Below are 26,137 nucleotides of genomic sequence, written 5' to 3'. Positions count from 1 at the left end.
GAATAAAGGATTATGAGAAATTTGATACTTAAATTTAGAAAAAATTATGTTATAAAACTATCAGTTAATAATTTTATAACAATAAATTAACTAGCTAGTGTTTTGGGTGTTTGTGAATTTTTATTCTATGCTTAAACTACTAAAGTAAAAGTTAATTTGTTGATGCGGTTAAATGGATTTTAGGTGGTTACATGAAAGAAACAGTTATTCCTTCTCAAATAGAAATAAAAACAATAGAAGGTGAAGCTTATTCACTGAATAAAGACGGTGTACCAACAAAAGTAGCTGTTGGTCAAAACATTGATCGTGATTCAGTATTGTTTACTCCTTATAATGCCAAAGTCGTGGTTCAAATTAATGGTAAATTAGTTACCATCGATAAAAACTGCGTCAGTTGTCTTGATGAAACAAAAGAAAATGATCCATTAAAAGTTCAGCAAGTGGATGGTGCTATTAACGTTGATCCAGAGCAATCGGCGGATAATGTCGATGTTGCTGCGATTCAAGCCGCCATTCTATCTGGAGAAGATCCTACTGAAATTCTAGAAGCAACCGCTGCGGGTGAAGGGGGTGGTTCTGCTAACAATGGGTTTGTTAGTATTGATTACGCCTACTATTCCTCGATCGCGACCACTAACTTTACGACGTCAAATGCCTTTTCTTATGACAATCAAGATGAAATAGATAATTTAAGTGGTAATGACTCAAGCTCTCAAGCTGAAACACCGGATGTTACAAGGCAGACTCCTGGCTTCACGGTTGAAGATGTTGATACTGAAGCAAGCGGGCAACTTATTGTGTCTAATGCGGGAAGTAGCCAAGTCTACACATGGACAATTAATGGCAATACAACGAGTGAGTTCGGTACATTATCTATCAATGAGTTAACGGGGGCGTGGGAGTATGTACTTAATAATGACGCACTCTCTGTTCAATCATTAGCTAATGGTCAGGTTATTACTGATATTTTTGAGATCACTGTTACGTCAAGTAATGGATTAAGCAGTGTTCAAGAAGTTAGTGTAATCATTGTTGGTACAAATGATGAACCTATTATTTCTGGTATTTCTACTGGTAACTTAACTGAAGGGGATGTGTTAGACGCAGACTCAACGGTGAGTGAAACCTTAATCGTTACTGATATAGATGCTTCAGATACCCACACTTGGTCAATTGTCGAAGGCGGTAACGCAACTTATGGTGTATTAACTCTTAATGATGGTGTTTGGGAATACACATTAGATAATTCTCGTGATGAAACCCAAGCATTAAGTGCCGGAGAAACGGTAACCGAAACATTCACGATTCAGGCTGATGATGGTAACGGAGGCATAGCTCAACAAGAAGTTGTGATCACGATTACTGGTACCAATGATGATCCCGTCGTTAGTGGTACAAGCTCAGGACGAGTTGTTGAAGATCTTATTGCGTCTGCTGAAGGCCAATTAGATGCCGTTGATCCTGATGCGGGTGATGTAATTACGTGGGCCGTTTCTGATGGTGCGGGCGTTTTCGGTTCACTCACTATCGATGGGTCTGGTAAATGGACATATAGCTTAGATAATGGCTTAGTTTCGACTCAGGCTCTTTCTAGTGGAGAAACACAAACGGAAACGTTTGAAATTGTTGTAGATGACGGAAAAGGTGGCACTGTAACTCATACTATTTCTGTTGATGTTACAGGTACAAATGATACGCCTGAAATAACCAGTTCATCAGTGGTTTCTGGGGATGTGAGTGAAGTAAGTATTGATGCTGTTGGTGATTTGGTTTTAGAAGATGTGGATACATTAGATAGCCATACATGGACGGTTGAACCAAACAGTAATGCTGATTTAGGTACGTTTAATGTCGATAGTACTGGTAAATGGAGTTTTGGATTAAACTCAGCTGCCGCCGCTTTTCTTGCTCTTGGTGAGGGGGATTCAATTGATGTTATTTATGTTGTTCAAGTGGCAGATAATAATGGTGCAATTGATACTCAAGAAGTGACGATAACCATAACGGGTTCAAATAATGGCCCAATTATTGGTGGAATAAGTACTGGTTCCGTTGTTGAAGATACAGTAGAAGAAGCATCGGGATCATTATCTTCTGCGGATGTTGATTTAGGTGACACGGCAACATGGTCTGTACTGGCGCCTGATACTGGTGCATTTGGTTCTATTAGTGTTGATGCTGATGGTAAGTGGACTTATAAAATAGATAACACGCTTTCTGCAACTCAATCGTTATCACAAGGCCAAACTGAAACGGATACATTTACAATTATTGTTACTGATGGCAGCGGTGCTCAAGCAACTCAAGTGGTTACTATTGATGTTACAGGCACCAATGATCTCCCTGACATCACCGATACGTCAGTGATCGCAGGGGCGGTTGAGCACAGAGCAACAGAAAGTGCGACCGGCGATTTAGTCCTTGAAGATGTCGATACACTAGACACTCATACGTGGACAGTTGAAGCAAACACAAATGATGATTTAGGTACATTTATTGTTGGTACCGATGGTAAATGGACATTTAATTTAAACGCTGCATCAGCGGGTGTTATCGCGTTAGGGGTGGGTGAAACCCTTGATATCGTGTACGTGGTTCAAGTGGAAGACAATCACGGCGGAATAGACACACAAGAAGTCACGATCACGGTGACGGGCTCGAACGATGGCCCAACCATCAGTGGTACCGATACGGGCTCCGTTGTTGAAGATACGGTGGCCGAAGCGACAGGTCAATTGGATGCAACGGACGTTGATGTTACGGATACACACACGTGGTCAGTGACGGATGGTACAGGTGTCTTTGGCTCATTGGCAGTGGATGCGATGGGCAAATGGACCTACACACTAGACAATACGCTAGCGGGAACGCAAGCCATTTCGAATGGTGAAGTCAAAACTGAAACGTTTGAAATCGTTGCGGATGATGGCAACGGCGGGACTGTCACACATACCGTCACCGTTGAAGTAACGGGCACCAACGATCTACCTGAAATCACCGATACGTCAGTGATCGCAGGGGCGGTTGAGCACAGAGCAACAGAAAGTGCGGCCGGCGATTTAGTCCTTGAAGATGTCGATACACTAGACACTCATACGTGGACAGTTGAAGCAAACACAAATGATGATTTAGGTACATTTATTGTAGGTACCGATGGTAAATGGACATTTAATTTAAACGCTGCATCAGCGGGTGTTATCGCGTTAGGAGTGGGTGAAACCCTTGATATCGTGTACGTGGTTCAAGTGGAAGACAATCACGGCGGAATAGACACACAAGAAGTCACGATCACGGTGACGGGCTCGAACGATGGCCGAAGCGACAGGTCAATTGGATGCAACGGACGTTGATGTTACGGATACACACACGTGGTCAGTGACGGATGGTACAGGTGTCTTTGGCTCATTGGCAGTGGATGCGACGGGCAAATGGACCTACACACTAGACAATACGCTAGCGGGAACGCAAGCCATTTCGAATGGTGAAGTCAAAACTGAAACGTTTGAAATCGTTGCGGATGATGGCAACGGCGGGACTGTCACACATACCGTCACCGTTGAAGTGACGGGCACCAATGATGCACCAGCAGTTTCAGGTTCATCTATCATTTCTGGTGCTGTTGTCGAAGAAACGACACTTAGCACCAGTGGCGATTTATTTGTTGATGATGTGGACACATTAGATTCGCATACTTGGACATTACTTTCATCAAATACAGATCCTTATGGTTCTATTGTCGTTTCGACTAATGCTGACGGCTCAGGTAAATGGGAATACACCCTTAATAATACCGCTGCGCAAGTTCAAGCTTTAGCAAATGGTGAAACACATACTGTTGAATATCAAATTCAAGTTGATGATGGTGAGGGTGGGTTAACAACCGAAACGATCACAATAGAGATTACAGGTACTAATGATGACCCTACTGTTTCTGGACAATCTACCGGAACGGTAAAAGAAGATACAACGACACAATCAGAGGCAGAAGGTCAATTGACTGTTGATGATGTTGATCTCATAGATGTTCACGCTTGGAGTGTTGGTAGTAATACGGGTACTTACGGTTCAATTACGATAGATCCTGCTACGGGTAAATGGGTTTACACCATCGATAACGCACTAGCAGCAACACAAGGATTGACCGAAGGTCAAAGTGTCGAAGATAAATTTACTGTTACTGTGGATGATAACCAAGGTGGTACAGATACCATCGAAATCGTGATCACGGTTGTTGGTACGAATGGTGTCCCAGTGATTGGAGGCGATGTTGTCGGTGCAGTAACAGAAGATACAATACTAACGACAACGGGAACATTAACGGCATCAGATGAAGATACGACGAGTGCGTTTAATTGGGACATCGTTGGCTCAGATACTGGGACTTATGGCAAATTCACATTAGATGCAAGTACTGGTATTTGGCTTTACACCTTAGATAACTATGCAGCCCAATCTTTAGGTGCTGGAGATGCACCAATAAAAGAATATTACACCGTTGAACTAAGTGATGGTGCTGGTGGTGTTATTACAGAAACTATTGAAATTACAATTAATGGGACGAATGATAAGCCAGAATTATCAGGGCAATCGTCGGGTTCAGTAAAAGAAGATGCGATTGAAACAACAGAAGGTCAATTAATTGTTGATGATGTAGATCTGTCAGATACTCATACATGGGACGTTCAACCAGATGCAGGATCTTATGGCTCAATTACGGTAGATGCAAACGGTAAATGGACTTACACCATTAACAATGCCTTAGACGAAACCCAACAGCTCGCAGAAGGAGAATCAGCCGAAGATCGCTTTATTGTTACGGTTGATGATGGACAAGGTGGCACCGATCAAAAAGAAATCATTATTTCATTAGAAGGGACCAATGATCTACCAAGTGTTGTCGACAGTAATGATACCGGAACCGTTAAAGAGGACGAGATTTTAACTATTTCAGATACATTAACGGTTGATGATGTTGACTTATCCGATGTGCATAATTGGTTTGTGATTGGGGCCTCTGAATCGAAATTAGGCAGTTTTTCAGTAGATTCAGCTACAGGTAAGTGGAAATATACGCTTAATGGAACTGAATCGCAAGTTCTCGCTGCTGGAGAAAGCGTTGTTGAACGTTTTGTTGTCGTTGTGGGCGATGGAAATAGTGGTTTTGCACAACATACTGTTGAAATTACAATTGAAGGGACGAATGATCGTCCTGTTATCACGGGTCGAACCACAGGCACTGCCGTCGAAGATATTATTCCCACAGCAACTGGTGCATTAACTGCTGTCGATGTTGATTTTGTTGATACCCATACTTGGGTTGTTGATGGTGGGGGCGCTGGTAAATACGGTAATATGACTGTCGATGCCGATGGCAATTGGTTATATACACTGGATCCATTAAATTCAGATACACAATCACTAGCAGAAAACCAACAAGAGTTTGAAACATTTACTGTTATTGTCGATGACGGACATGGCGGAACTAATGCCATTATGATTACCGTTGAAGTTCTTGGGACGAATGATATTCCCGATATTGGTGGTGTTAATACTCAAACAATTACTGAAGATGATGCTCTCTCTGTTTCTGGTGAATTAACCGATGGTGATGTTGATATAACCGATACACATACGTGGACATTATTAAGCGATGCACAAGGGGTATATGGGTCATTATCTTTAGATGAAAATGGTAAATGGACTTATACAATTGATAATGCGCTAAGTACAACGCAAGGATTACTTTCTGGTCAGGTTGAGACTGAAAAATATATTATTCAGGTAGAAGATCAATATGGCGCGATAGATACAGTTACCGTTACTGTTACGGTCGAAGGTACTAATGATGTTCCGGAATTATCAGGTAAGCTAACTGGGATTATCGAAGAAGATTCCGTTATTACTGAAATAGATGGACAACTGTACCCTGATGATCAAGATATTGGTGATACTTATACATGGAGCTTGGATTCAAGTACTGGTTCATATGGTACGTTGTCATTAGATCCTAATGGGAAGTGGACCTACACTCTGAGCAACAATAAAGATTCAGTACAGTCTTTATCTGAAGGGGAAAAAGTTCAAGATACCTTTACGGTCACTGTTACGGATGGTTTTGGTGCTTCTACTTCTAAAGAAATTACGATCGATGTTATTGGCGATAATGATCTACCATCAATTGCGGGAGCAACAACAGGCAGCACGATTGAAGGCACGACAGGAAAAGACATCGCGACAGGTGAATTAACGGCAGTTGATATCGATCACTTAGATGACCATGCATGGTCAACGCTTACTCCTAATGGTATCTATGGTTCATTAAGTATTGATCCTAATACTGGTATGTGGACTTATCAGTTAGACAATTCAAGACCGGCAACGATAGGTATCTCATCTGGGCAAGTTGTTCAAGATAAGTTCATTGTTGAAGTGGATGATGGTGAAGGTGGCACGAGCCAAATAGAAGTTGTTATTGATATTGCAGGTACCAACAGTTCACCTGGCATTATTGGTGATACGACTGGTGAAATAAAAGAAGATACGGCTCCAAACGAAATATCAGGTGATTTACAGTCTGGTGATTTGGATTCAATGGATACCCTAGAATGGGGGATTATTGGTTCGGCAGGTCAATATGGTCAGTTTACTCTCGATAATGGTGGTCATTGGACCTATATCCTCAATAACAGTAACAATACCGTTAATGGATTAAAAGAAGGTGCAGAGCTCGTTGATACCATTACCGTAAAAGTAACGGATTCATTTGGTCAAGTGTCTGAAAAAGAAATAGAAATAACAATTGAAGGAACGAATGATGCCCCTTCATTAAGCGGCGCATTATCTGGAACCGTAATCGAAGATCAAACAACTACTATTAATGGTCAGTTAAACAGTTCAGATCCTGATGTTGGTGACATTCATGCGTGGAACCTGGATAACGGAGTTGGGCAATACGGTTCGCTTACCATGGATTCAAGTGGTCGATGGACTTACATATTAATGAACTCTCTCGCTGCTGTTCAAGCACTTGGTCCTAATGATACTTTCACAGAGACGTTTACGGTAACCGTAACGGATTCAATGGGAGAGTCTTCGACTGATGATATTGTTATTACAATCCAAGGTACTAATGATCTTCCTGAAATTACAGGCGGAGCAACTGGAGAGTATAAAGAAGATCAAGCGACAGATATTGTCACTGGTCAATTGATTGCCACAGATGTAGATGCTGGAGATGCAACGTCTTTTGAAGTTCGAACCTACGTAGGTAATTATGGTACGTTTTATCTTGAAGCTGACGGTTCATGGCGTTATGAAATTGATAAAAATTCGACGGCGATTTAGTCTTTAAATGAAGGGGAAACCATCTCTGAAACTTTTGCTGCTGTTGTGCATGATTCTAACGGTGGTTTTACTACAGAGCAAATCGATTTTACTATTGTGGGCACGAATGATAAACCTGTCGTTTCTGGTGATAGCTCTGCAACGGTCATTGAAGATGCTTACGAATTTGTTCCAGATGGCCAATTTAATGGTCAATTTACGAAAGTAACCGGTAATGTAATTGCTGATGATATCGATTTAGGTGATGAGGTAGTCAGCTGGCAGGTTGAAAATGGATCGGGAACATATGGAATATTAACCATTGATGAAAATGGGCAATGGACCTATTTGTTAGATAACTTTGATCCAGATACTAATGCACTTAATTTTGATGAGATTGGGATTGATTCTTTCTGGGTTACGGCTACGGATACGCACGGTGGTGTATCTGAACCGTTTGAAGTCACTATTACTGTTAAGGGAAATACGGATCCTGATGGAGGTGGTGGTGGCTCATATGATGAAATTATTGATATTGAAGCAAAAGAAGAAGGTGTGGACGCGAATGGAGACCCTATTGGTGGTGATGGAAGTGGTTCAATAACTGCTGGCGATTTAGGATTACCTTCTGGTTGTACTATTAATAGTGTTTCAGGAGCATCTTCTGTTGATGGTGGTTTATTTGGGGATCTTGTCGTTAATTCTGATGGTACCTGGGTTTATGATGTTGATGACTCTCAGCCTTATGTCGACTCATTGTGCGAAGGTGAGAGCGTTACTGAGAAGTGGACAGTAACGGTTACGGATAGCTGTGGTACAACATCAACGGTTCTTATTAATGTGACCATTGTTGGGACGAATGATATACCAGGAATTGCAGTTGATTCTCCATTATTCGGTGAGCTGGGGGAGGTAATTGAAGATGATATCCTTGAAGTCTCAGGCCAACTACAAGTGAATGACCCAGACAGTTGTGATACGCATATTTGGTATTTAGTAGATGAGAGTGGTAATAAGCGTACCGATGAAGATGGTGATGCAAATAATGGCTCTATCACGATTAAAGGAACTTATGGTTGGTTAACATTAGATGAAGCGACAGGCCAATGGACTTATGTATTAGATAACGCAGATCCTGCGGTACAAACGTTGACACCTGAACAAATTGAACGTGATTTCTTTAGCGTTGTCGTCGAAGATAATCATGGAGCCAAGAGTACTGATTCTCTTATTACGATTAAGATTACTGGTGTTGCTGATGATGTTGAAACGGTTCTAATTATTGAAGAAATAGATTTCATGGAGGATACCACTCCATTAGAGCAAACCGGTAAATTAAATGATGTTGGTGGCCTAACTCCTGACCTTACTTGGAATCTAGTTTCTGGCGATGGTACATATGGCACACTGGTTTTAGATAATGATGGTAATTGGACTTATGTACTTGATAACGATGCCTTAGAAGTACAACAATTAAATCAAGGTGAATTAGTCACTGATACTTTCAGTGTTACGGTTGTTGATAAATTCGGTAAAACGGTTGTTGATGAGCACGGCAATCCCGTGATGATGATCTTCAAAGTTGATGTTACAGGCACAAATGATGCTCCTGATATTTCAGGATCATTAACTGGTAGTATTTCAAACACAGATTCTGATAGCCAAATTTCAGGTAACTTAAATGATGGCGACGTTGATGCCGGTGATTTTCATGCATGGTCAATTACTGATAATGGAGGGACTGTCGATCTTGGTAATACAGAAGCAGGGACATATGGTGAATTAGTTCTTAATGAAAATACTGGGCGATGGACATATAAGTTAAACACCTCGCTAGATGCAGTTAAATTCCTTGGTGTTGGTGAGACATTATCAGACACTTTTGAAGTGACGGTTACGGATCTTTATGGTGCAACCTCAACAGAAACCGTGACAGTTACTATTGATGGCTCCAACTTGCCACCAGAAATTACCCAAAACGATCAAATCATCATGGAACTCAAAGAAGATGATAAGACGAGCGATTCTAATGCGTTAATAGCAACTGATCCAAATGGTGATACGGTAACCTTTGATGCAAAAACATTAACGGGTACATACGGTACGTTTACCATTGATGAAAATGGCGTATGGACTTACACTTTAGATAATGATGCTGCTCATATTCAAGGATTAAAAGAAGGTGAGGTTGTTTCTGAAGTCTTTACCGTATTTGCCGTTGATGTCCATGGAGCCACAACAGCACAAGAGGTAACGGTCAATATCACCGGTACCAATGATATTCCACAGATTTCAGGGATGGACACTGGTGTCGTTAAAGAAACTGATGGCAGTACTGCATCAGGTAACTTTGTAACCAATGTAACTGATATTGGGGATAGTATTACCGTTAGTCCGGGCGTACAAGGGAGTTATGGTGTAGTCAGTGTTGATGAAGCTACGGGTAAATGGACCTACACAGTTGATGGTAATGATCCTACAGTAAATAGTTTATCAAAAGGCGAGACATTAACGGATACAGTAACGATTACAGCAACCGATGAATTCGGCGCTTCTACTGACATGACGATAACCATAACCATTAATGGTGAAAATGATGCACCAAGCCTAGTCGTTACCGTCCCCCCAGAGCTAACTGAAGACAGTGGTGTAAGTGGAACGGATACCATTGAAGTTACCGGTAATTGGGATGATGGAGATCCAGATACGGCAGACACGCATGACTGGGAAGTAGTAAATGCGGATGCACTTGGTACACTGACTTTTGAACCAAATGGTGACTACAAATTAGTCATTGATAACTCTGCACTAGAAATTCAACAACTTGGTGTCGGTGAAACAGTAGAGTTGACGTATACCGTAAAAGTGACTGATGAACATGGCTTAAGCAGTACACAAGACATTACCTTTACAGTGAATGGTACTAATGATGATCCTGAAGTAATTAATACAAGTATTCTTTCTGTTGATGTTGCAGAAGACGGTGTATTAACAGAATCAGGCCAGCTAGATATTTCCGATATCGATATTAATGATACAACGTTTGCGTTTGATGTGATTACTTCTCCAACAGATGCCTATGGCGTCGTTACTGTTGATGAGTTTGGTAAATGGACCTATTTGCTTGATAACGAGAAAGCACAAGATATTGGTGATGAAACCATTACAGAAACGTTCACTATTCAAATTGATGATGGTAACGGTGGGGTCATCACACAAGAGGTTACGGTGAATATCACCGGTACTGATGATGATCCTATTATTGACACCAACGTAACACAAGTTGTAACCGGAAATGTTGCTGAAGATGGAGTCCTGATTGCGGAAGGACAAATAGCTTACATTGATCCCGAAGGCGATACGATAGAGTACAACGTTGTAAATGGATCAACGCCGTCTTATGGTTCATTCAGTGTCGATTCTGCAACGGGTCAGTGGACGTATACGTTAAATGATACTCTAGCTCAAGAACTGAGTGCATCAGGCGCTCAAGAAACCTTTACGATAGAAATGACAGATCAAACTGGTGGCATAATTCAACAAGTGATCACCATTGATATTGCGGGTGTCAATGATGATCCAACCATTGATGTAACTAGTGTTCTTATCGGAAATGTTGAAGAAGACGGAACGGCATCAGCCATTGGTCAACTGGATGTTTCGGATGTGGATTTATCGGATACGACTTTTAGCTATAACGTAATTTCAGGGCCAAACACAAGCACAACACCGGGTGATGTCGAAGGGCTTTATGGTGCATTAACCGTTGATATAAATGGTCAGTGGACCTATGAACTTGATAATGCTAAAGCACAAGTTCTTGGTGATACGATTGTAACGGAAGTATTCACCGTTGAAGTTAGTGATGGTAAGGGTGGAACGGTTACTCAAGATATTACGATTAGTGTAACAGGACACGACGATCAGCCAATTATTGATACATCGGTAACACAAGTCACTGATGGTACCGTAGTTGAAGGCGGTACCTTAATTGCGAATGGTGAGATTGCTTATATCGATCCAGAAGGTGACACCATAGACTACAGTGTCGTTAGTGGCACTACGTCATCTTATGGGACGTTCACTATTGATGCGGCCACGGGACAATGGAATTACGAACTTGATGATGGATTAGCTCAAGATATCGGTGTATCGGGTGCGCAAGAAACATTTACCATAGAGATTAAAGACCAAACGGGAAGTATCGTTCAGCAAGTGATTACGATTAATATCACCGGTGAAAACGATGCGCCAACGATTAATGCGAGTAGTGTTCTTATTGGAAGCGTAGAAGAAGATGGAACCGCCTCCGCCGTTGGTCAACTTGACGTTTCAGATGTTGATTTAGAGGATACGACGTTTGGTTATACTGTCATCTCAGGGCCGAACACAAGCACAACCCCTGGGGATGTTGAAGGGTTTTATGGCGCGTTAACCGTTAATGTAACTGGTGAATGGACCTATGAACTTGATAATGATAAAGCGCAAGTTCTTGGTGATACGATTGCAACCGAAGTTTTTACTATTGAAGTTAGTGACGGAAACGGTGGGACGGTTACTCAAGAGATTACCATTAGCGTAACAGGGCATGACGACCAGCCAATTATTGATGCCTCTGTAACGCAAGTGACAGAAGGAACGGTTGAAGAAGGTGGAACCTTAACGACTAGCGGCGTGATCACCTATGTTGATCCTGAAGGTGATACTGTCGATTACAGTGTAGCAAGCGGTACTGCACCATCTTATGGCATATTCAATATTGATGCAGTAACAGGGCAATGGACCTATGAACTCAATGATACGTTAGCTCAAGATCTCGGAGCATTGGGAGCTCAAGAGACCTTTACGATTGATATAAAAGATCAAACGGGAAATACGACTCAGCAAGTCATCACGATTAATATCACGGGTGAAAATGATGCGCCAGTGATCTCTGGGGTAACCACCGCCGATGTTAAAGAGGGGCATGTCGAAGCGGTTAGTGGCCAACTGAGTGCAACAGATGCTGAAAATGATAATTTATCATGGCAATTAACGTCAGCAGCGAATGGGACTTATGGTTCGTTAACTATCAACGCAACCACTGGATTATGGACATACATATTACTTGAAAATAGCACCTTAGCTCTTGCGGCCGATGCAACAGATACTGATTCGTTTACGGTAGAAGTTAGTGATGGAAAAGGTGGAGTGAAATCCGAAACGGTTGTCGTGACGGTTACTGGAGCGAATATTGTTCAAGGTGTGTTTGGTTCAGATATCCTAACCGGAACCACAAATGATGAGCTTCTATTTGGTAACCCATTAGATTTATCTGATGTGGGTGGTGCAGATATTTTTACATGGACAAATGCGTCTATTGGTGGCGATCTTGCTCGAGATGTCATTAAAGACTTTGATGTAGATAGTGACCGAATTGATTTAAGTGATATTGCTAATATTACAACGGTTTGGGATACGGCAACGTTAGCGTCTCAAATTCAAATCACAGAAGTTGATGGAAGCACTGAAATTTATATTAATGAAGCAGGAAGTACGGTTCAAACCATTATTATTGACGGTGTTACTGTTGATGAGCTAGCTGGCGAACCAACCGCAGGAATGACAGACGCAGAAAAACTAAATTCATTAACTAATTCAGGCCATCTCGTTGTCTCTGATAGCTATGGTAATGAAAGTAATAATACATTATATGCCTCTGGTCAGAATGACATATTAACGGGGGGAGCTGGTGATGATATGTTCTATTTTGCAGAAGAAAACGCGGGAGATACAATAACGCCATCTCAAAGCAATATCAGTGATTTCACGTTAAATGAAGATACATTAGATATCGCAGAACTATTGTCAGGTACCGGTGTTGATACGAATGATATGATGGATTTATTAAATTATATCAATGTAGATATAGATGATGTGGCATCATCTACCACAGTAACCGTGACCGATAATGCAGGGAAGCAAACTGACATAACATTAAGTGGTATTGACAGTGATGCCTTAGGTATCACAGGGCAAGGTTTGTCTGATGATGCGATCTTAACTAAATTGTTTGATGATTTTAACGCGTTTAAAGTCGATTAAGTTACCGTGTAAATAGAAAAGGCGAGAGGGGTTAACCTTCTCGCCTTTTTTATTTCGTTTTATATGTCCGGTTTAAGCTAATTGCTTATATAACGCGACAAGCAAAACCTTTTAGGTAGAAACCTTCAGGGTAAGCAGAATCAAGTGGGTGATCCGCTGCTTGTTCAAAACGTTCAATAAATTGAACCGTACGTTTTGCATCAAGAGCCGCATCAGCAACAATTTTTTGGAACAAACCTGTGTCCATTAAACCAGAGCAAGAGTACGTTAATAGCGTGCCGCCTGGGTTCAAAATTTGCATCGCAAGCATGTTGATGTCTTTATAACCACGACATGCACCAACTAACTGATTTTTAGATTCAGCAAATTTTGGTGGATCCATAATAACAACATCAAACTTAGTGCCGTTATCACGGTATTCACGAAGCAATTTAAACACATCAGCGTTTAAAAATTCCGCTTTAGATAAGTCAAATCCATTAATTTCAGTATTGTTTTTCGCGTTGTCTAATGCCAGTTGAGATACATCAGCATTGATAACGTGTTTTGCTCCACCTTTTAGGGCGTATAGACCAAAACCACCAGTATAAGAGAAACAGTTCAGTACTGATTTATCTTTTACGTATTTGCACGAACGCTCACGGCTATCACGCTGATCAAGATAGAAGCCTGTTTTATGACCATTAACGATATCAACGCTAATTTTTACGCCATTCTCTTCAATGATGACAGATTCAGGTGGCTCTTCACCGTGAAGAACGCCAGTGCGTTGTTTTAGACCTTCTTTTTTACGAACAGAAACGTCAGAACGCTCGTAAATATTACAGTCTGGGTAACATTCAATTAAGGCTTCAACTAATTGGTCTTTATTTGCTTCTGCGCCAGCACTTAATAATTGGCAAACAAAATAGTTTTGGTAACGGTCAATCGTAATACCTGGTAGGCCATCTGATTCAGCCGCGATTAAACGATAACCGGTTAACCCTTCACGCTCAGCAAGAATATCGCGTAAACCTTGTGCTTGGTTTAGTTTGCGAACAAAGAAATCTTTATCAATTGCTTCATTTTTGTCAAAAGTCCAAACACGGGCACGGATTTGAGATTGAGGAGAAAAAGCACCACGAGCAAGCCACTCACCGCTGTTTGAATAGATTTCTACTGTTTCACCAAGCTGTGGTTTGCCGTCCATTTTTTCAATGCCGCGAGAGAAAATCCAAGGGTGACGACGACGTAATGCTTTGTCACGTCCTTTTACAAGGTAAATTGAAACAGTCATATTGATGCTCTGATGAGTTAATTAGGGGGCTATTCTCTTTGAAGTCACAAGGAAAAGCAAATAAGAAAGAATGAAGAAGATAATAATGCGAAAGAGAAAGGAATAGGACGAAGAGGCCATAAAAAGAATGCAGTAATAAAATAAATTATTACTGCATGATATTAAGGCTATTGAAAGGTAAGAATCGATTAGGTTTAGGCTTTTAGTCCATTTAGAAGTAATTCTAAATCTTGTCCTTTTAAACGTAATTGTTCGATGTTGGATTCTGAATTCTTGATCATTTGATGAACTTGAGTTGATTGGGTTCGAACGTCTTCAACGGTCGCTGCGATACTTGAAGGTAAGGAATTTGAATGTTGCTGAGTTAGCATTGGCCCGTCTAAAAAAGCCAATTTCACCATCGCTGTTTTTTTAAAAGGTATCGAAAATATAATTATCGGGGATTTTATAACTGTTTTAGCCCTATTTCATGAGTTTTAGATACACTTATCCTACAAACCTTATTATGCTGCCCTCAATTCTGACTGAACTATCGCATGGGTGACTAAATCATTGACCGAATTTCCGACTCGGAAATTCGTAAACACCAGACGACTTTCACATAAAATACATTCGTACGGATCTACTTTTACATATCCTTTTAACATTGCGGCATACCCTGGCATTTTCGGCTCAGCTTCTATTGTCATACCTAAAGCTGCATAAACTCTAGGCAGAGCTTCTCCACGACGACGCATTGATAAAAAACCGTAGTATCGGATCATCTTGAAATGTTTATCAGGATAGTGCTCTACTATCCGTCTTATCATCTCTTCTGGTGATAATGTTAGGCTGTCTGTTGTTCCTGTTCGATGGTCTAAATAATTAAACGTTATCATTCCGCCTTTGGCGTAATGACTTAAACGTGACGCTGAAATCGGGGGCCGTTTTAAATACCGACCAAGATAGTTCATCGTCGGTTTTACATTATTTGTCTTTTTAGCAAAATGAAGCTTCCAACGACGATTATATTGACTGCTTAAAAAGCGTGACCAATCCGTTTTATTACGGATATAGGGGCATTCTTCGCTTGATAAATCAAGCTCATCATAAGCCTTACCCAATAAACTGACGATAGCCGCTCTCCAACAAGGCTCTGTCGTTTTCATTTGGAAGTAAATGGGTTTCCATAAACCGGTACGTTCACAAATTCCCCCACGAGTGACCGATAAATGTAAGTGCGTATTCCAATTCAGTTTTCGACCGTAAGTATGAAGAGCACAAAAGATACCGACATCTATTCCTTTATCTTTTGCCCATCCCAGCAGAATGTTTGCAGCACATTTGAATAATTTATTTAACAAACGGTTATGACGAAAGATAGGCCATAGCGTGTTTGGAAGGGTAAAGGTGATGTGTTGATATTCGCATTCAGGGAAGACATGTTGTTGCTTTTGTATCCATCGCTCTGTGGCTTTCATGCCACAGCTACTGCACGCTCGAGATTTACAGGTTTGGTGAATATATTTGATATGGGTACAGTCAGGGTTGCAACAATGATATTCGCGAGAGCCAAAAGCCGCTGTCCCACAGGACAGCATCTTTGTGACATTTTCAATCACGACCGCTCTTAGGTTAGCTTTGTTATTATGAAGAAATTTAAGCCAGTTATTTTGACTATTAAATAATTGTTTCAGGGGTTTATATGCGTGCATGGCGATAGGATAAACGATTTATTGGCAACAATGGAAGAGGTTGAGTCCTTTTGATTTGCGCCGTAGGCGCCTATTGTTCACCAGTACTAACGGTAAATTCAGCAGATTGAGATAATAAAGTCACCGCTTCTTCGCGAGATATGTTTTGTTGATCTAACACAGAGGCAACGAATTGGACTTCGTGCTCAAGAGTTTCGGCCATCATGGTATTCGCTGCCGAATTCATAATAAAAGCTAAACTGATAAGAGCCAAAAGAGGTAAAAAGAAAAGGAGATAGAATTTTTCTTGGATTTTTAAGTGAATAAGATATTGGTCTATCCAACGGAATGCACTTTCTTTCATAATAAGTCCGTATAATATGAGGTAAGCGCGCATAATATCTTATGATTAAGAATTTCTTATTATAATCAGCATTTATAGGTGAACTATGTCACAAAAATCGTTTAAATTTTCAGTGAAGGGAAAGGTACAAGGGGTTGGCTTTCGCTTTCATACTGCACATGAGGCAATAAAGTTAGGATTAACGGGCTATGCACGTAATCAACAAGATGGTTCTGTTGACGTACTTGCCTGCGGTGACGAAGACAATATTGAGAAACTAGCTATATGGCTAAAAAAAGGATCTCAGCTTTCAAGAGTGGATTCAATCGAGAAAGCTGCTGTAGAATGGCAAGAATTAAGCGATTTCAAAATGTACTAATCGTGCCTGAATTTATTGTTATAAGCATTTCGCAGGCTTTGGTAAGCCAGCCAGTTTTGTTGCTTGCTTCGCCGGACCTAATTTGAATAACTGGAATAAATACTTACTGTTGCCTTTTTCTGGGCCGTGTTCTTTTTCCATTGCTTTAACAAGCATGCGAACCGCGGGTGAAGTTTTGAATTCTTCATAAAATGCACGAACAAAGCGAACGACTTCCAAATGTGCATCAGTCAGTTCAATGTTTTCTTCCTGTGCGAGAAATGGCACTAACTCTTCACTCCAATCAGTGTGATTCATTAAATACCCTTGAGCATCGCGTTCAATGTGCTTACCGTTAAATTCCATACAACTTATCTTATTTAAAAATAGAATACCGCCACTAATTTTATCAAAAAAATAGCGGCAGTAACAGATTAATATTGAGGTGTGATACAGGTGGTAAAGCGAGGCCTATCGGTACGTGCAAAACTGCTGTAAATTTCTTGTCTTAGGTTTGCATAATAATGCTTATCAGTTTCACGTAGTGTCGCTGTATTGTAATTTGTCATATCTGACCCAGTTTGGAAGGGCCAACCCCATGTTGGAGATGAAAAACTAGTCATATAAAAGAGAGAGAATCCGAGATTTTCCATATTTTGATAATCACCAGTTAAAGCCATATTTCCGTCAGAGCTATGACTATCTGTACGATATTGATTCGATGCAACAGGAAGTGACCAGTTAGTTTGCCCAGTTTTACTTTTCAAATGTAAACAATAGTCAATAGGCTCAGAGTTACTCCCTGGATTGCTATGCTGTTGTAGGGCCCAATCCAATCCCATCTGATTGATGAAAACCCCACTCGCTATGGGTGTAATATCACCTAGCCCTATTTCATTCGCTAATTCAAATTCTTGTATGGTAAGGGGGCGATGAAAAATTACGGGATTGGTTATTGGTACGTTGTGTGAACCGTCATTTGAATTTATCAATTTTATTTCAGCAACCGGTTCGATACCTCGTTCAACGATAGTAGTTCCAAAATAAATACCTCCAGTTACACATAATGAATTATTAATGCAAACTTTATTATTTAACCCTTGAGTAACTGATGCAGTGACGCAAAGTTCGGGATAGTTATTACCTAAATTATCTTGTGCACCTGATACACAGAATTCTACATCTTTTCCTATATAACCTGAATTCTGGATAAGGCTGAACTAATTGCCCACCTAACGATCAGATCTTTCGACCAAGAATTATTTGAACGTATTTTAAAAGGTGGGCAAGATGAATAAATTAGTTGATATATTTTGTGATGTCGATGATTTTTGTTATCAATTCTTATCTCAATGGGAAAAATACCTTGTTGAGGCTAGTGAGAGAAAAAGAAAACGTCAGTCAGTAATGTCTACTAGTGAATGTATGACTATTGTCATCGCTTTTCATCAATCAAATCATAGAGATTTCAAGAACTTCTATATCGGGTTAGTTCATCAATATTGGAAAGGATACTTTCCAAATTTACTTAGCTACACTCGATTTGTGAGCAAAATGCCTAGCCTAATCGCCCCAATGTGTGCCTATTTTCAATCTATCAAAGGTAAGCCGACTGGCATTGCTTTTGTTGACTCCACGAGTCTTAAAGTATGCTATAACATTCGAATTCCTCGCCATAAAGTCTTTGATGGTGTTGCGAAAAGAGGAAAAGGTACCATGGGATGGTTTTTCGGCTTCAAACTTCATTTATTGATTAACCATCTTGGAGAAATTATTTCGCTGAAAATCACAGCTGGCAATGTAAATGATAGGACTCCTGTACCTGATTTATGCAAAGAACTCTCGGGGAAATTGTACGCTGATAAAGGGTACATAGGTAAAAAGTTGAGTGAGAGCTTAAAGAACTCTGATGTCGATTTAGTGACTACCTCGCGAAAAAACATGAAAGCAAAAGAGATAAGTGCTTTTGATAAGGCTATGTTATCAAAGAGATACATTATCGAAACGATAAATGACCAATTGAAGAATATCTCTCAAATTGAACATAGCCGTCATCGTAGCGTGACTGGTTTCATGCTAAATGTAATTTCAGGCGTTGTGGCTTATTGTTTAAAAAAACAAAAGCCACGAATTAAGCTATCAGAATGTGAATTTGAACTAATCCTCGCTTAAAGCATGTTTTATCCAGAATTCAGGTTATATAGTTAGCTGAACTTATATAGCTAATGGTTGGTGTGCTTTCAATGTCTCGATCATCGAGTATATTGTTGTTATTAGAATCCTTATATTCGGGATTTGCTAAAATAGCATTAATATTACCTATTCTTAAATCTAACGTATTATTTGTGATTACGGTTCGATTTAAATCTGAACTCGGCCCGTTGGGATCATCAATATCCATCTTCCATACAGTATTTCCTGGCGTTGATAATTTATCGAAACCGAACAGAGTGGCATGCAGGGATTTTCGAAGTTCTAAAGTCCCAGATAAAGTGATCCCAGTACCATAAACATGAGCACAATTAGGAGTGCCAGGCATGTATTTTCCATTGATAGGAAGAACACAAGACTCTAACTTACCGCCTAACATATCCTCTTCTACGGTGATAGTACAAGGTGAGTGTGCACCAATAGAGCATTTTTTATAAGTTGTGATTCCATCTTTTTCAAGCGCCCAACCAAATTGGGAGTACTTATCAGCTGAACCTCCATTAGCGTCATATGAATATTCGGCTGAAATGGTATTTCCAGTATATGGAACACCTGTAATTTTAACTACGGCTTGCGGACCGTCAACAAGCATAAGAATTTTACCGATAGGTGTTTCCGTACATATTTCAATACCTTGTTTAATACCTGTTTTCGCATAAGGGGTAATACAACCGGTGATGATTTTATTCGCATCAACTTCTTTAATTTCATAATATGCTTTATCTTCACCTATTATGCTTTTTCCATTCATTTCCCAACGAAAAGTATGAATTGAGGCCGGATCTGATTCTGCATCAACATATTCACCAGTAATTAAGGCTTTTAAATGAGGGTGTAATTCACTTAATTCTATATGCTCATCAGGATCAATGGAATCCGGAAGATAACTATGGATTTGTACGTTTTTTATCTCAGGTGGTGTATTTAAATCGTGTACAGGTAATGATGTACATTTTTGATTACCTTTTAAGATACCTGTTTGTGCGATAGGAGTTACACAAAGTGTTAGTAATGTTTCTGATTCATTATTAGTAAGAGTGAGATATTTAGATGTTTCTCCATGAATTTGGTTTCCATCAGAAAGCCACAGAATTTCATTATCTCCTTCGATGTCGCCATCACTATCAAAGAAACTGAACTCCGCGGTTACTGTATTGCCCGGCATAGGGTAGTTAGAATTAATGATTAAGTCATTTATGATTGGTGCAGTGTTATTACTGAGTAATTTTGGCTGTGAACATGCTTCATTTCCTTTTAACGTCCCTGATTTAGCGATAGGTATTACGCATGCGGTGACTTCTATACCCTTATTCTCTAAAGGAATAGGAAAATTGATCGTTGAGATTCCGGTATCTTTACCATCAATCGTCCAATTAATTTTGCTATAGCCTTCAGGATCGTTTTCATTATCAACATACTCGTATTGAACTTTGATGATCGCTTCTGAAAGTGTATCTCCTTGAATTGATATGCTTTTTATTTCAGGGGGTAAATTACCATGTGTGGGATCTGTGGGAAAACCATTGTCATTACAACCAAAAAGAAAAATAGGTAGTAATAATATAAATAATTTATTCATTAGTTATTCTCTTGATGTTGAGTAATTAATTTTTTATTAGGGATATAAAGAAATGAATTAGATCGTAGTTCAACTCGGCGATTTAAATAACGACCATTTTGTGTATTATTGGGAGCAATGGGGTCTTTTTCACCGCGGCCTTGGGTGGATATACGGTTATTTGATATTCCAGATTTTATGAAATATTTAGCCACTGATTCCGCTCTTTTCTCTGATAATGATTGGTTATAAGCCTCGGAACCGATAGCATCAGTATGACCAATAATAGAAAGTGTTGACTCAGAGTAATAGTGAAGTCGAGCAATAAAAGGATCAAGTAGTTCTGGTTTAGTGATGGTTGTGCTGTTGCTATCAAAAAGCTCATCATCTACATAAGCGGTAATAATTTGACGTTCATTAGGGATCGGGCATGAGAAAGGTTGTTTTAGCTCATGAAAACCAAATCGATAAATGATACCTATACTCATAAGGTGGTAATCAGATTCACCGACAGTATCATCCCCAATGCTGTTTATATATTGATATTCAAGCTGAGTAAGCCAACGTTTATTTAGGGCATATTGAGCTCCAAATCCAACAGATAAATCATGCCCAAACGTAGTTGTCTCAACATAATCAGATTTTGTTTTCCCGTTCCAGTTTGCGAGACCAGCTTTGCCAAAAAAACCAAAACGATCAGTCAGACCGTAGGTATACTTACCGAAAAGATCAATTGTCTCCATATCTCCTGTTACTTTTCTTGAAAAATACTCTGCTTTAGCAGCCCCTAAGAAAGTCTTACCTAGCTCAATTCCCCAGCTTTCGTTGATTTGATAGCCAACAAAGAAACCTCCGCCTAAATCTGTTCTATCACAATCAATTGACCATTCCTCACAACCATATTGGTATACACTTAAACCTAATTTGGTACCAACATACCAATAATCGCCATTATCGGGCAATAAGGTAGAATTAGAAAATTCAGTATTGATATTTGACTGGGTTGATGTAGGCAATTCTGCTGTTGCATAAGAACATTGAGAGAATGAAATAAATAAGAATGTAATCCATAGATGAAGATATGACATGGTTAATTACGCCTAGGTTAATTGTTAGATATGCCTTATATGTAACAAAGTATGTATATTTGTTTCGGAATATACATCGTACCGCCATTATTTTGCCAGGTAAGTGTCATTAAATTGACTTGTTGTGTTTGTTCTGACATTTATCACATTTTTATAAAAGTAATCAAAATCTTGTTCTTAAAAAGAATGTGATAGAATCCTTACAGTTAATGAATACCAGATTCAGTAGGATATATTTTGAGTCAATCAAATCAAAACTCAGCAGGTGCACTTAGAAAAGCACTGAGTGAATGTATGATCCGTGATCGTTTCCGCCTAAGCAAACGCATTCAAGGCGCATCACGCATTAAAAATGAAGAAGCAAGAAATGCGGTGTTTGATGAAATCGCATTAGACATCGCAAAATCAATGCAAATCGCGAATAACCGCGAAATGGATCGCCCAACAATCCAGTACCCAGAACAATTGCCAGTCAGTCAGAAAAAAGATGACATTGCTGAAGCGATTGCAAATAACCAAGTAGTTATTGTTGCCGGTGAAACCGGTTCGGGTAAAACCACTCAGTTACCAAAGATTTGTTTGGAATTAGGTCGTGGTAAGTTTGGTAATATTGGTCACACTCAGCCACGTCGCTTAGCGGCACGTTCGGTTGCGGATCGCATTGCCGAAGAAATGGAAACAGAGCTTGGTAGCCATGTTGGTTATAAAGTTCGATTCAACGATAAAGTATCAGAGCGTACGCAAGTTAAATTGATGACTGACGGTATCTTACTTGCTGAGATTCAAAGTGATCGTTATTTAAATCAATACGATACGATTATTATCGATGAAGCGCATGAGCGTAGTTTAAACATCGATTTTATCATGGGCTATTTACGTGAATTATTGCCAAAACGCCCAGATTTAAAAATCATCATTACGTCAGCAACCATTGATCCAGAACGCTTTTCAAAACATTTTAACAATGCACCTATCATTGAAGTATCGGGCCGAACCTTCCCTGTAGAAACTCGTTACCGTCCCATCGTTGAAGACGGAGATGATACTGACAGAGATCAATTAGAAGGCATTTTTGATGCAGTTGATGAACTGTGTGCAGAAGGGCTAGGGGACATTCTCTTGTTTATGACGGGTGAGCGAGATATTCGTGATACCGCAGAAGCGTTAGAGAAACGTAACTTACGAGACACTGAAATTGTGCCTCTATACGCACGTTTGTCTTCTCAAGAGCAAAATCGAGTTTTCCAGTCTCATGCTGGTCGTCGAATTGTATTGGCAACCAACGTGGCAGAAACGTCGTTAACCGTTCCTGGTATCAAGTATGTCATTGACCCAGGTACGGCGCGTATTAGTCGCTATAGTTATCGAACTAAAGTTCAGCGCTTGCCGATTGAAGCGATCTCTCAAGCCAGTGCGAATCAGCGTAAAGGTCGTTGTGGTCGTGTGTCGGAAGGTGTGTGTATTCGTCTGTATTCAGAGGAAGACTTTGTTGCTCGCCCTGAATTCACCGATCCTGAAATTTTACGAACTAACTTAGCCTCTGTTATTTTACAAATGACGGCATTAGGTTTAGGCGACATTCAAGCATTCCCATTTGTAGAAGCGCCTGATAATCGAAATATTCAAGATGGTGTGAAACTCCTTGAAGAGCTAGGTGCGATTAATGCTGAGATAAGTGATCCTAAAAAACGCTTAACGAAAGTTGGTCGTGAATTGGCGCGTTTGCCTATCGATCCACGTTTGGCTCGAATGGTACTTGAAGCGCCGAATCAAAATGCATTGCAAGAAGTGATGATCATTGCGGCGGCACTATCGATTCAAGATCCACGAGAGCGTCCAAGTGATAAGAAACAAGCGTCGGATGAAAAGCACAAACGTTTTAATCATGAAGATTCTGATTTCTTAACATTTGTAAATATTTGGCAGTATGTAAAAGAGCAACAGAAAGAGCTATCTAGCAACTCGTTTAGAAAGCAATGTCGCAAAGATTACTTAAACTATTTACGTATTCGTGAATGGCAAGATGTGCATTATCAATTAACTCAAGTAATGAAAGAGCTTAATTATAAAGTGAATCAAGAGGCTGCAGGGTATCAAGGCGTTCATACGGCTATTTTAGCTGGCATGCTTTCTCATATTGGTCAAAAAGATCAAGAGAAGAATGAATACCAAGGTGCACGTAATGCACGCTTCCATATATTCCCAGGATCTGGTTTATTTAAAAAGCAGCCTAAATGGGCAATGGTGGCAGAGCTAGTTGAAACTTCAAAGTTATGGGGTCGAATTGTTGCAAAAATTCAACCTGAATGGATTGAACCTCTAGCACCACATTTAATTAAACGCAGTTACAGCGAGCCACATTGGTCGAAAAAATCTGCCGCAGTTATGGCGTATGAGAAAGTGACTATTTACGGCATTCCAATTGTCGTGAAGCGTCAAATTAACTACGGTACGATTGATGCGCCAGTGTGTCGTGAAATCTTTATTCGCTCAGCGTTAGTTGAAGGGGATTGGAATACGAATCATAAGTTCTTTAAGCAGAACCGTAAATTGTTGCAAGAAGTTGAAGAGCTAGAGCATAAATCTCGTCGTCGCGATCTATTGATTGATGATGATCAGCTTGCCGAATTTTATGACCAACGAGTAAATACGGATGTGGTTTCTGGCCGCCATTTTGACTCGTGGTGGAAAACCGCCCAAAAAGAGACACCAGATTTACTTAATTTTGAAAAAGAGATGTTGTTCCGCAATGATGCAAGTCATGTGACGGATCTTGATTATCCAAATTTCTGGCATCAAGGTAACCTAAAGCTGAAGTTAAGCTATCAATTTGAACCGGGGCAAGATAGTGACGGTGTCACGGTTCACGTGCCATTACCGATTTTAAATCAAGTGACGACCGAAGGGTTTGATTGGCAGATCCCCGGTTTACGTCATGAAATGATCGTTGCTTATATTAAATCGTTACCAAAAACACTTCGTCGTAACTTTGTGCCTGCGCCAAATTATGCTGATGCATTTTTATCACGTATAACACCATTTGATATGCCATTACTCGACAGCCTTGAAAAAGAGCTGCGTAGAATGACGGGTGTTGCTGTATTGCGTGAAGATTGGAAACTAGAACAAATCCCTGATCACTTGAAGGTGACTTACAGAGTGGTTGATCACCATAACCGTAAGTTAAAAGAAAGCCGTGATCTTTACGATTTAAAAGATGGCTTAAAAGATAAAGTACAAGAAACGTTATCTCAGGTCGCTGATGACGATATTGAGCAAGCGGGTTTAAAAACGTGGAGCTTTGGTGAACTACCTGCACTTTATACTCAGAAACGTGGTGGCTTTGAAGTTAAGGCGTATCCTGCGATTGTAGATAGTAAAGACAGTGTTGGGATTAAGTTGTTTGAAACAGAAGAAGAACAACATAATGCAATGAAAGCAGGGCAACGCCGATTGATCTTGTTGAATGTTCCGTCACCGATTAAATATTTACGTGACAACTTGCCAAACAAGTCAAAATTAGGCCTATACTTCAATCAGTATGGTCGAGTCTTGGACTTAATTGATGATTGTATTGCGTGTGGCGTTGATAAATTAATTGACGATAAAGGTGGCCTTGTTTGGGAACCTGAAGCGTTTGATAATATGAAAGAACACATTCGAGCGGAACTGGGCGATACGGTTGTGGAGATCGCTAAATTAGTCGAAACGATTTTAACGACGGCTTTCCAAATACAGAAGAAGCTAAAAGGTCGTGTTGATCTAAGTATGGCGTTTGCGTTGTCTGATATTAAATCTCAAATTGAAAACCTGATTTTTAAAGGTTTTGCAACAGAATGTGGTTGGAAGAGATTGACGGATATCCATCGTTATATGAAAGCGATCGAACGTCGAATGGAGAAGTTACCGATTGATCCAACTCGAGATCGTGCTCATTTATTGAAAGTTGACAGTGTTAACAATGAATACAAAGAATTGTTAAACAAGATCCCGAAAGGGCAGCCAATACCCGATAAAGTAAAAGACATTCGTTGGATGATAGAAGAGCTTAGAGTAAGTTATTTTGCTCAACAACTTGGTACACCATACCCTGTTTCGGACAAACGAGTGAAAAACGCCATTGCTGATTGTTAGTGTATAGAATAATATATAACAATATCGGCATACAATTTGCTTTAGTATGATTAATATTAAAAAGAGCGGCAAAGATTGCCGCTCCCTTT

The 26,137-nt window shown here is 40.0% G+C and carries 12 protein-coding genes and 2 pseudogenes; 6 read left to right on the top strand and 8 right to left on the bottom strand.

Translation table 11 applies throughout. The annotated features are described in order from the left end of the window. The first annotated feature begins 191 nt into the window (after positions 1-191). From VSAL_RS23395 to VSAL_RS24175, 3 genes and pseudogenes are all read left to right on the top strand, one after another. Complete coding sequence (locus VSAL_RS23395) at positions 192-3,350, top strand: retention module-containing protein (protein ID WP_148234222.1); 3,159 nt, start codon at positions 192-194, stop codon at positions 3,348-3,350. Continuing rightward, positions 3,310-8,571: pseudogene (locus VSAL_RS24180) on the top strand (VCBS domain-containing protein); the annotation flags it as partial. The gene VSAL_RS23395 and the pseudogene VSAL_RS24180, both read left to right, overlap by 41 nt. A 51-nt stretch (positions 8,572-8,622) precedes the next feature. Then, complete coding sequence (locus VSAL_RS24175; protein ID WP_331386582.1) at positions 8,623-13,407, top strand: beta strand repeat-containing protein; 4,785 nt, start codon at positions 8,623-8,625, stop codon at positions 13,405-13,407. Positions 13,408-13,492: 85 nt separating this feature from the next. Here VSAL_RS24175 and VSAL_RS09035 read toward each other — a convergent pair whose 3' ends face one another. From VSAL_RS09035 to VSAL_RS24240, 4 genes and pseudogenes are all read right to left on the bottom strand, one after another. Further along, complete coding sequence (locus VSAL_RS09035; RefSeq protein WP_012550322.1) at positions 13,493-14,683, bottom strand: class I SAM-dependent methyltransferase; 1,191 nt, start codon at positions 14,681-14,683, stop codon at positions 13,493-13,495. Positions 14,684-14,877: 194 nt separating this feature from the next. Further along, positions 14,878-15,075 carry a hypothetical protein gene (locus tag VSAL_RS23390; RefSeq protein WP_231850821.1) on the bottom strand — a complete coding sequence of 66 codons (198 nt, stop codon included), beginning with the start codon at positions 15,073-15,075 and terminating at the stop codon, positions 14,878-14,880. A gap of 111 nt (positions 15,076-15,186) precedes the next feature. Then, the gene (locus tag VSAL_RS09030) at positions 15,187-16,377 is read right to left on the bottom strand and encodes an IS91-like element ISVsa9 family transposase (protein ID WP_012548943.1); all 1,191 of its coding nucleotides are present in this window, start codon (positions 16,375-16,377) and stop codon (positions 15,187-15,189) included. A gap of 201 nt (positions 16,378-16,578) precedes the next feature. Beyond that, positions 16,579-16,720 (bottom strand): annotated as a pseudogene (locus VSAL_RS24240) (methyl-accepting chemotaxis protein); the annotation flags it as partial. Between the two features lie 85 nt (positions 16,721-16,805). Here VSAL_RS24240 and yccX point away from each other — a divergent pair. Then, positions 16,806-17,078, top strand: coding sequence for an acylphosphatase (gene yccX / locus VSAL_RS09020; protein WP_012550321.1), 273 nt, complete (start codon positions 16,806-16,808; stop codon positions 17,076-17,078). 18 nt (positions 17,079-17,096) lie between these two features. On the opposite strand, the gene VSAL_RS09015 is transcribed toward yccX, so the two are convergent. Both VSAL_RS09015 and VSAL_RS09010 read right to left on the bottom strand, forming a co-directional pair. Further along, complete coding sequence (locus VSAL_RS09015) at positions 17,097-17,423, bottom strand: TusE/DsrC/DsvC family sulfur relay protein (RefSeq protein ID WP_012550320.1); 327 nt, start codon at positions 17,421-17,423, stop codon at positions 17,097-17,099. 68 nt (positions 17,424-17,491) lie between these two features. After that, on the bottom strand, positions 17,492-17,899 hold the full coding sequence (locus VSAL_RS09010) for a hypothetical protein (RefSeq protein WP_129546049.1): 408 nt from the start codon (positions 17,897-17,899) through the stop codon (positions 17,492-17,494). Between the two features lie 448 nt (positions 17,900-18,347). Here VSAL_RS09010 and VSAL_RS09005 point away from each other — a divergent pair, with 448 nt between their 5' ends. Next, positions 18,348-19,229 (top strand): IS982-like element ISVsa6 family transposase, encoded by an 882-nt coding sequence (locus tag VSAL_RS09005; RefSeq protein WP_012550319.1) that lies wholly within the window; start codon positions 18,348-18,350, stop codon positions 19,227-19,229. 19 nt (positions 19,230-19,248) lie between these two features. Here the strand turns inward: VSAL_RS09005 and VSAL_RS09000 are convergent, their stop codons facing one another. Both VSAL_RS09000 and VSAL_RS08995 read right to left on the bottom strand, forming a co-directional pair. Then, on the bottom strand, positions 19,249-20,847 hold the full coding sequence (locus VSAL_RS09000) for a hypothetical protein (RefSeq protein ID WP_044583264.1): 1,599 nt from the start codon (positions 20,845-20,847) through the stop codon (positions 19,249-19,251). Further along, on the bottom strand, positions 20,847-21,914 hold the full coding sequence (locus VSAL_RS08995; protein WP_012550318.1) for an OmpA family protein: 1,068 nt from the start codon (positions 21,912-21,914) through the stop codon (positions 20,847-20,849). Before VSAL_RS08995 ends, VSAL_RS09000 begins: the two co-directional genes overlap by 1 nt. Positions 21,915-22,208: 294 nt before the next feature. Between VSAL_RS08995 and hrpA the strand changes: the two genes are divergently transcribed. Then, entirely contained in the window at positions 22,209-26,048 is a 3,840-nt protein-coding gene (gene hrpA, locus VSAL_RS08990; RefSeq protein WP_044583448.1) for an ATP-dependent RNA helicase HrpA, read from the top strand. Positions 26,049-26,137 lie beyond the last annotated feature (89 nt).

Origin of the sequence: Aliivibrio salmonicida LFI1238 (assembly GCF_000196495.1) — a bacterium.
GTDB classification, from domain to species: domain Bacteria; phylum Pseudomonadota; class Gammaproteobacteria; order Enterobacterales; family Vibrionaceae; genus Aliivibrio; species Aliivibrio salmonicida.
The sequence above is the reverse complement of the archived record's forward strand: the minus strand, read 5'-3'. Positions and strand labels throughout refer to the sequence as shown.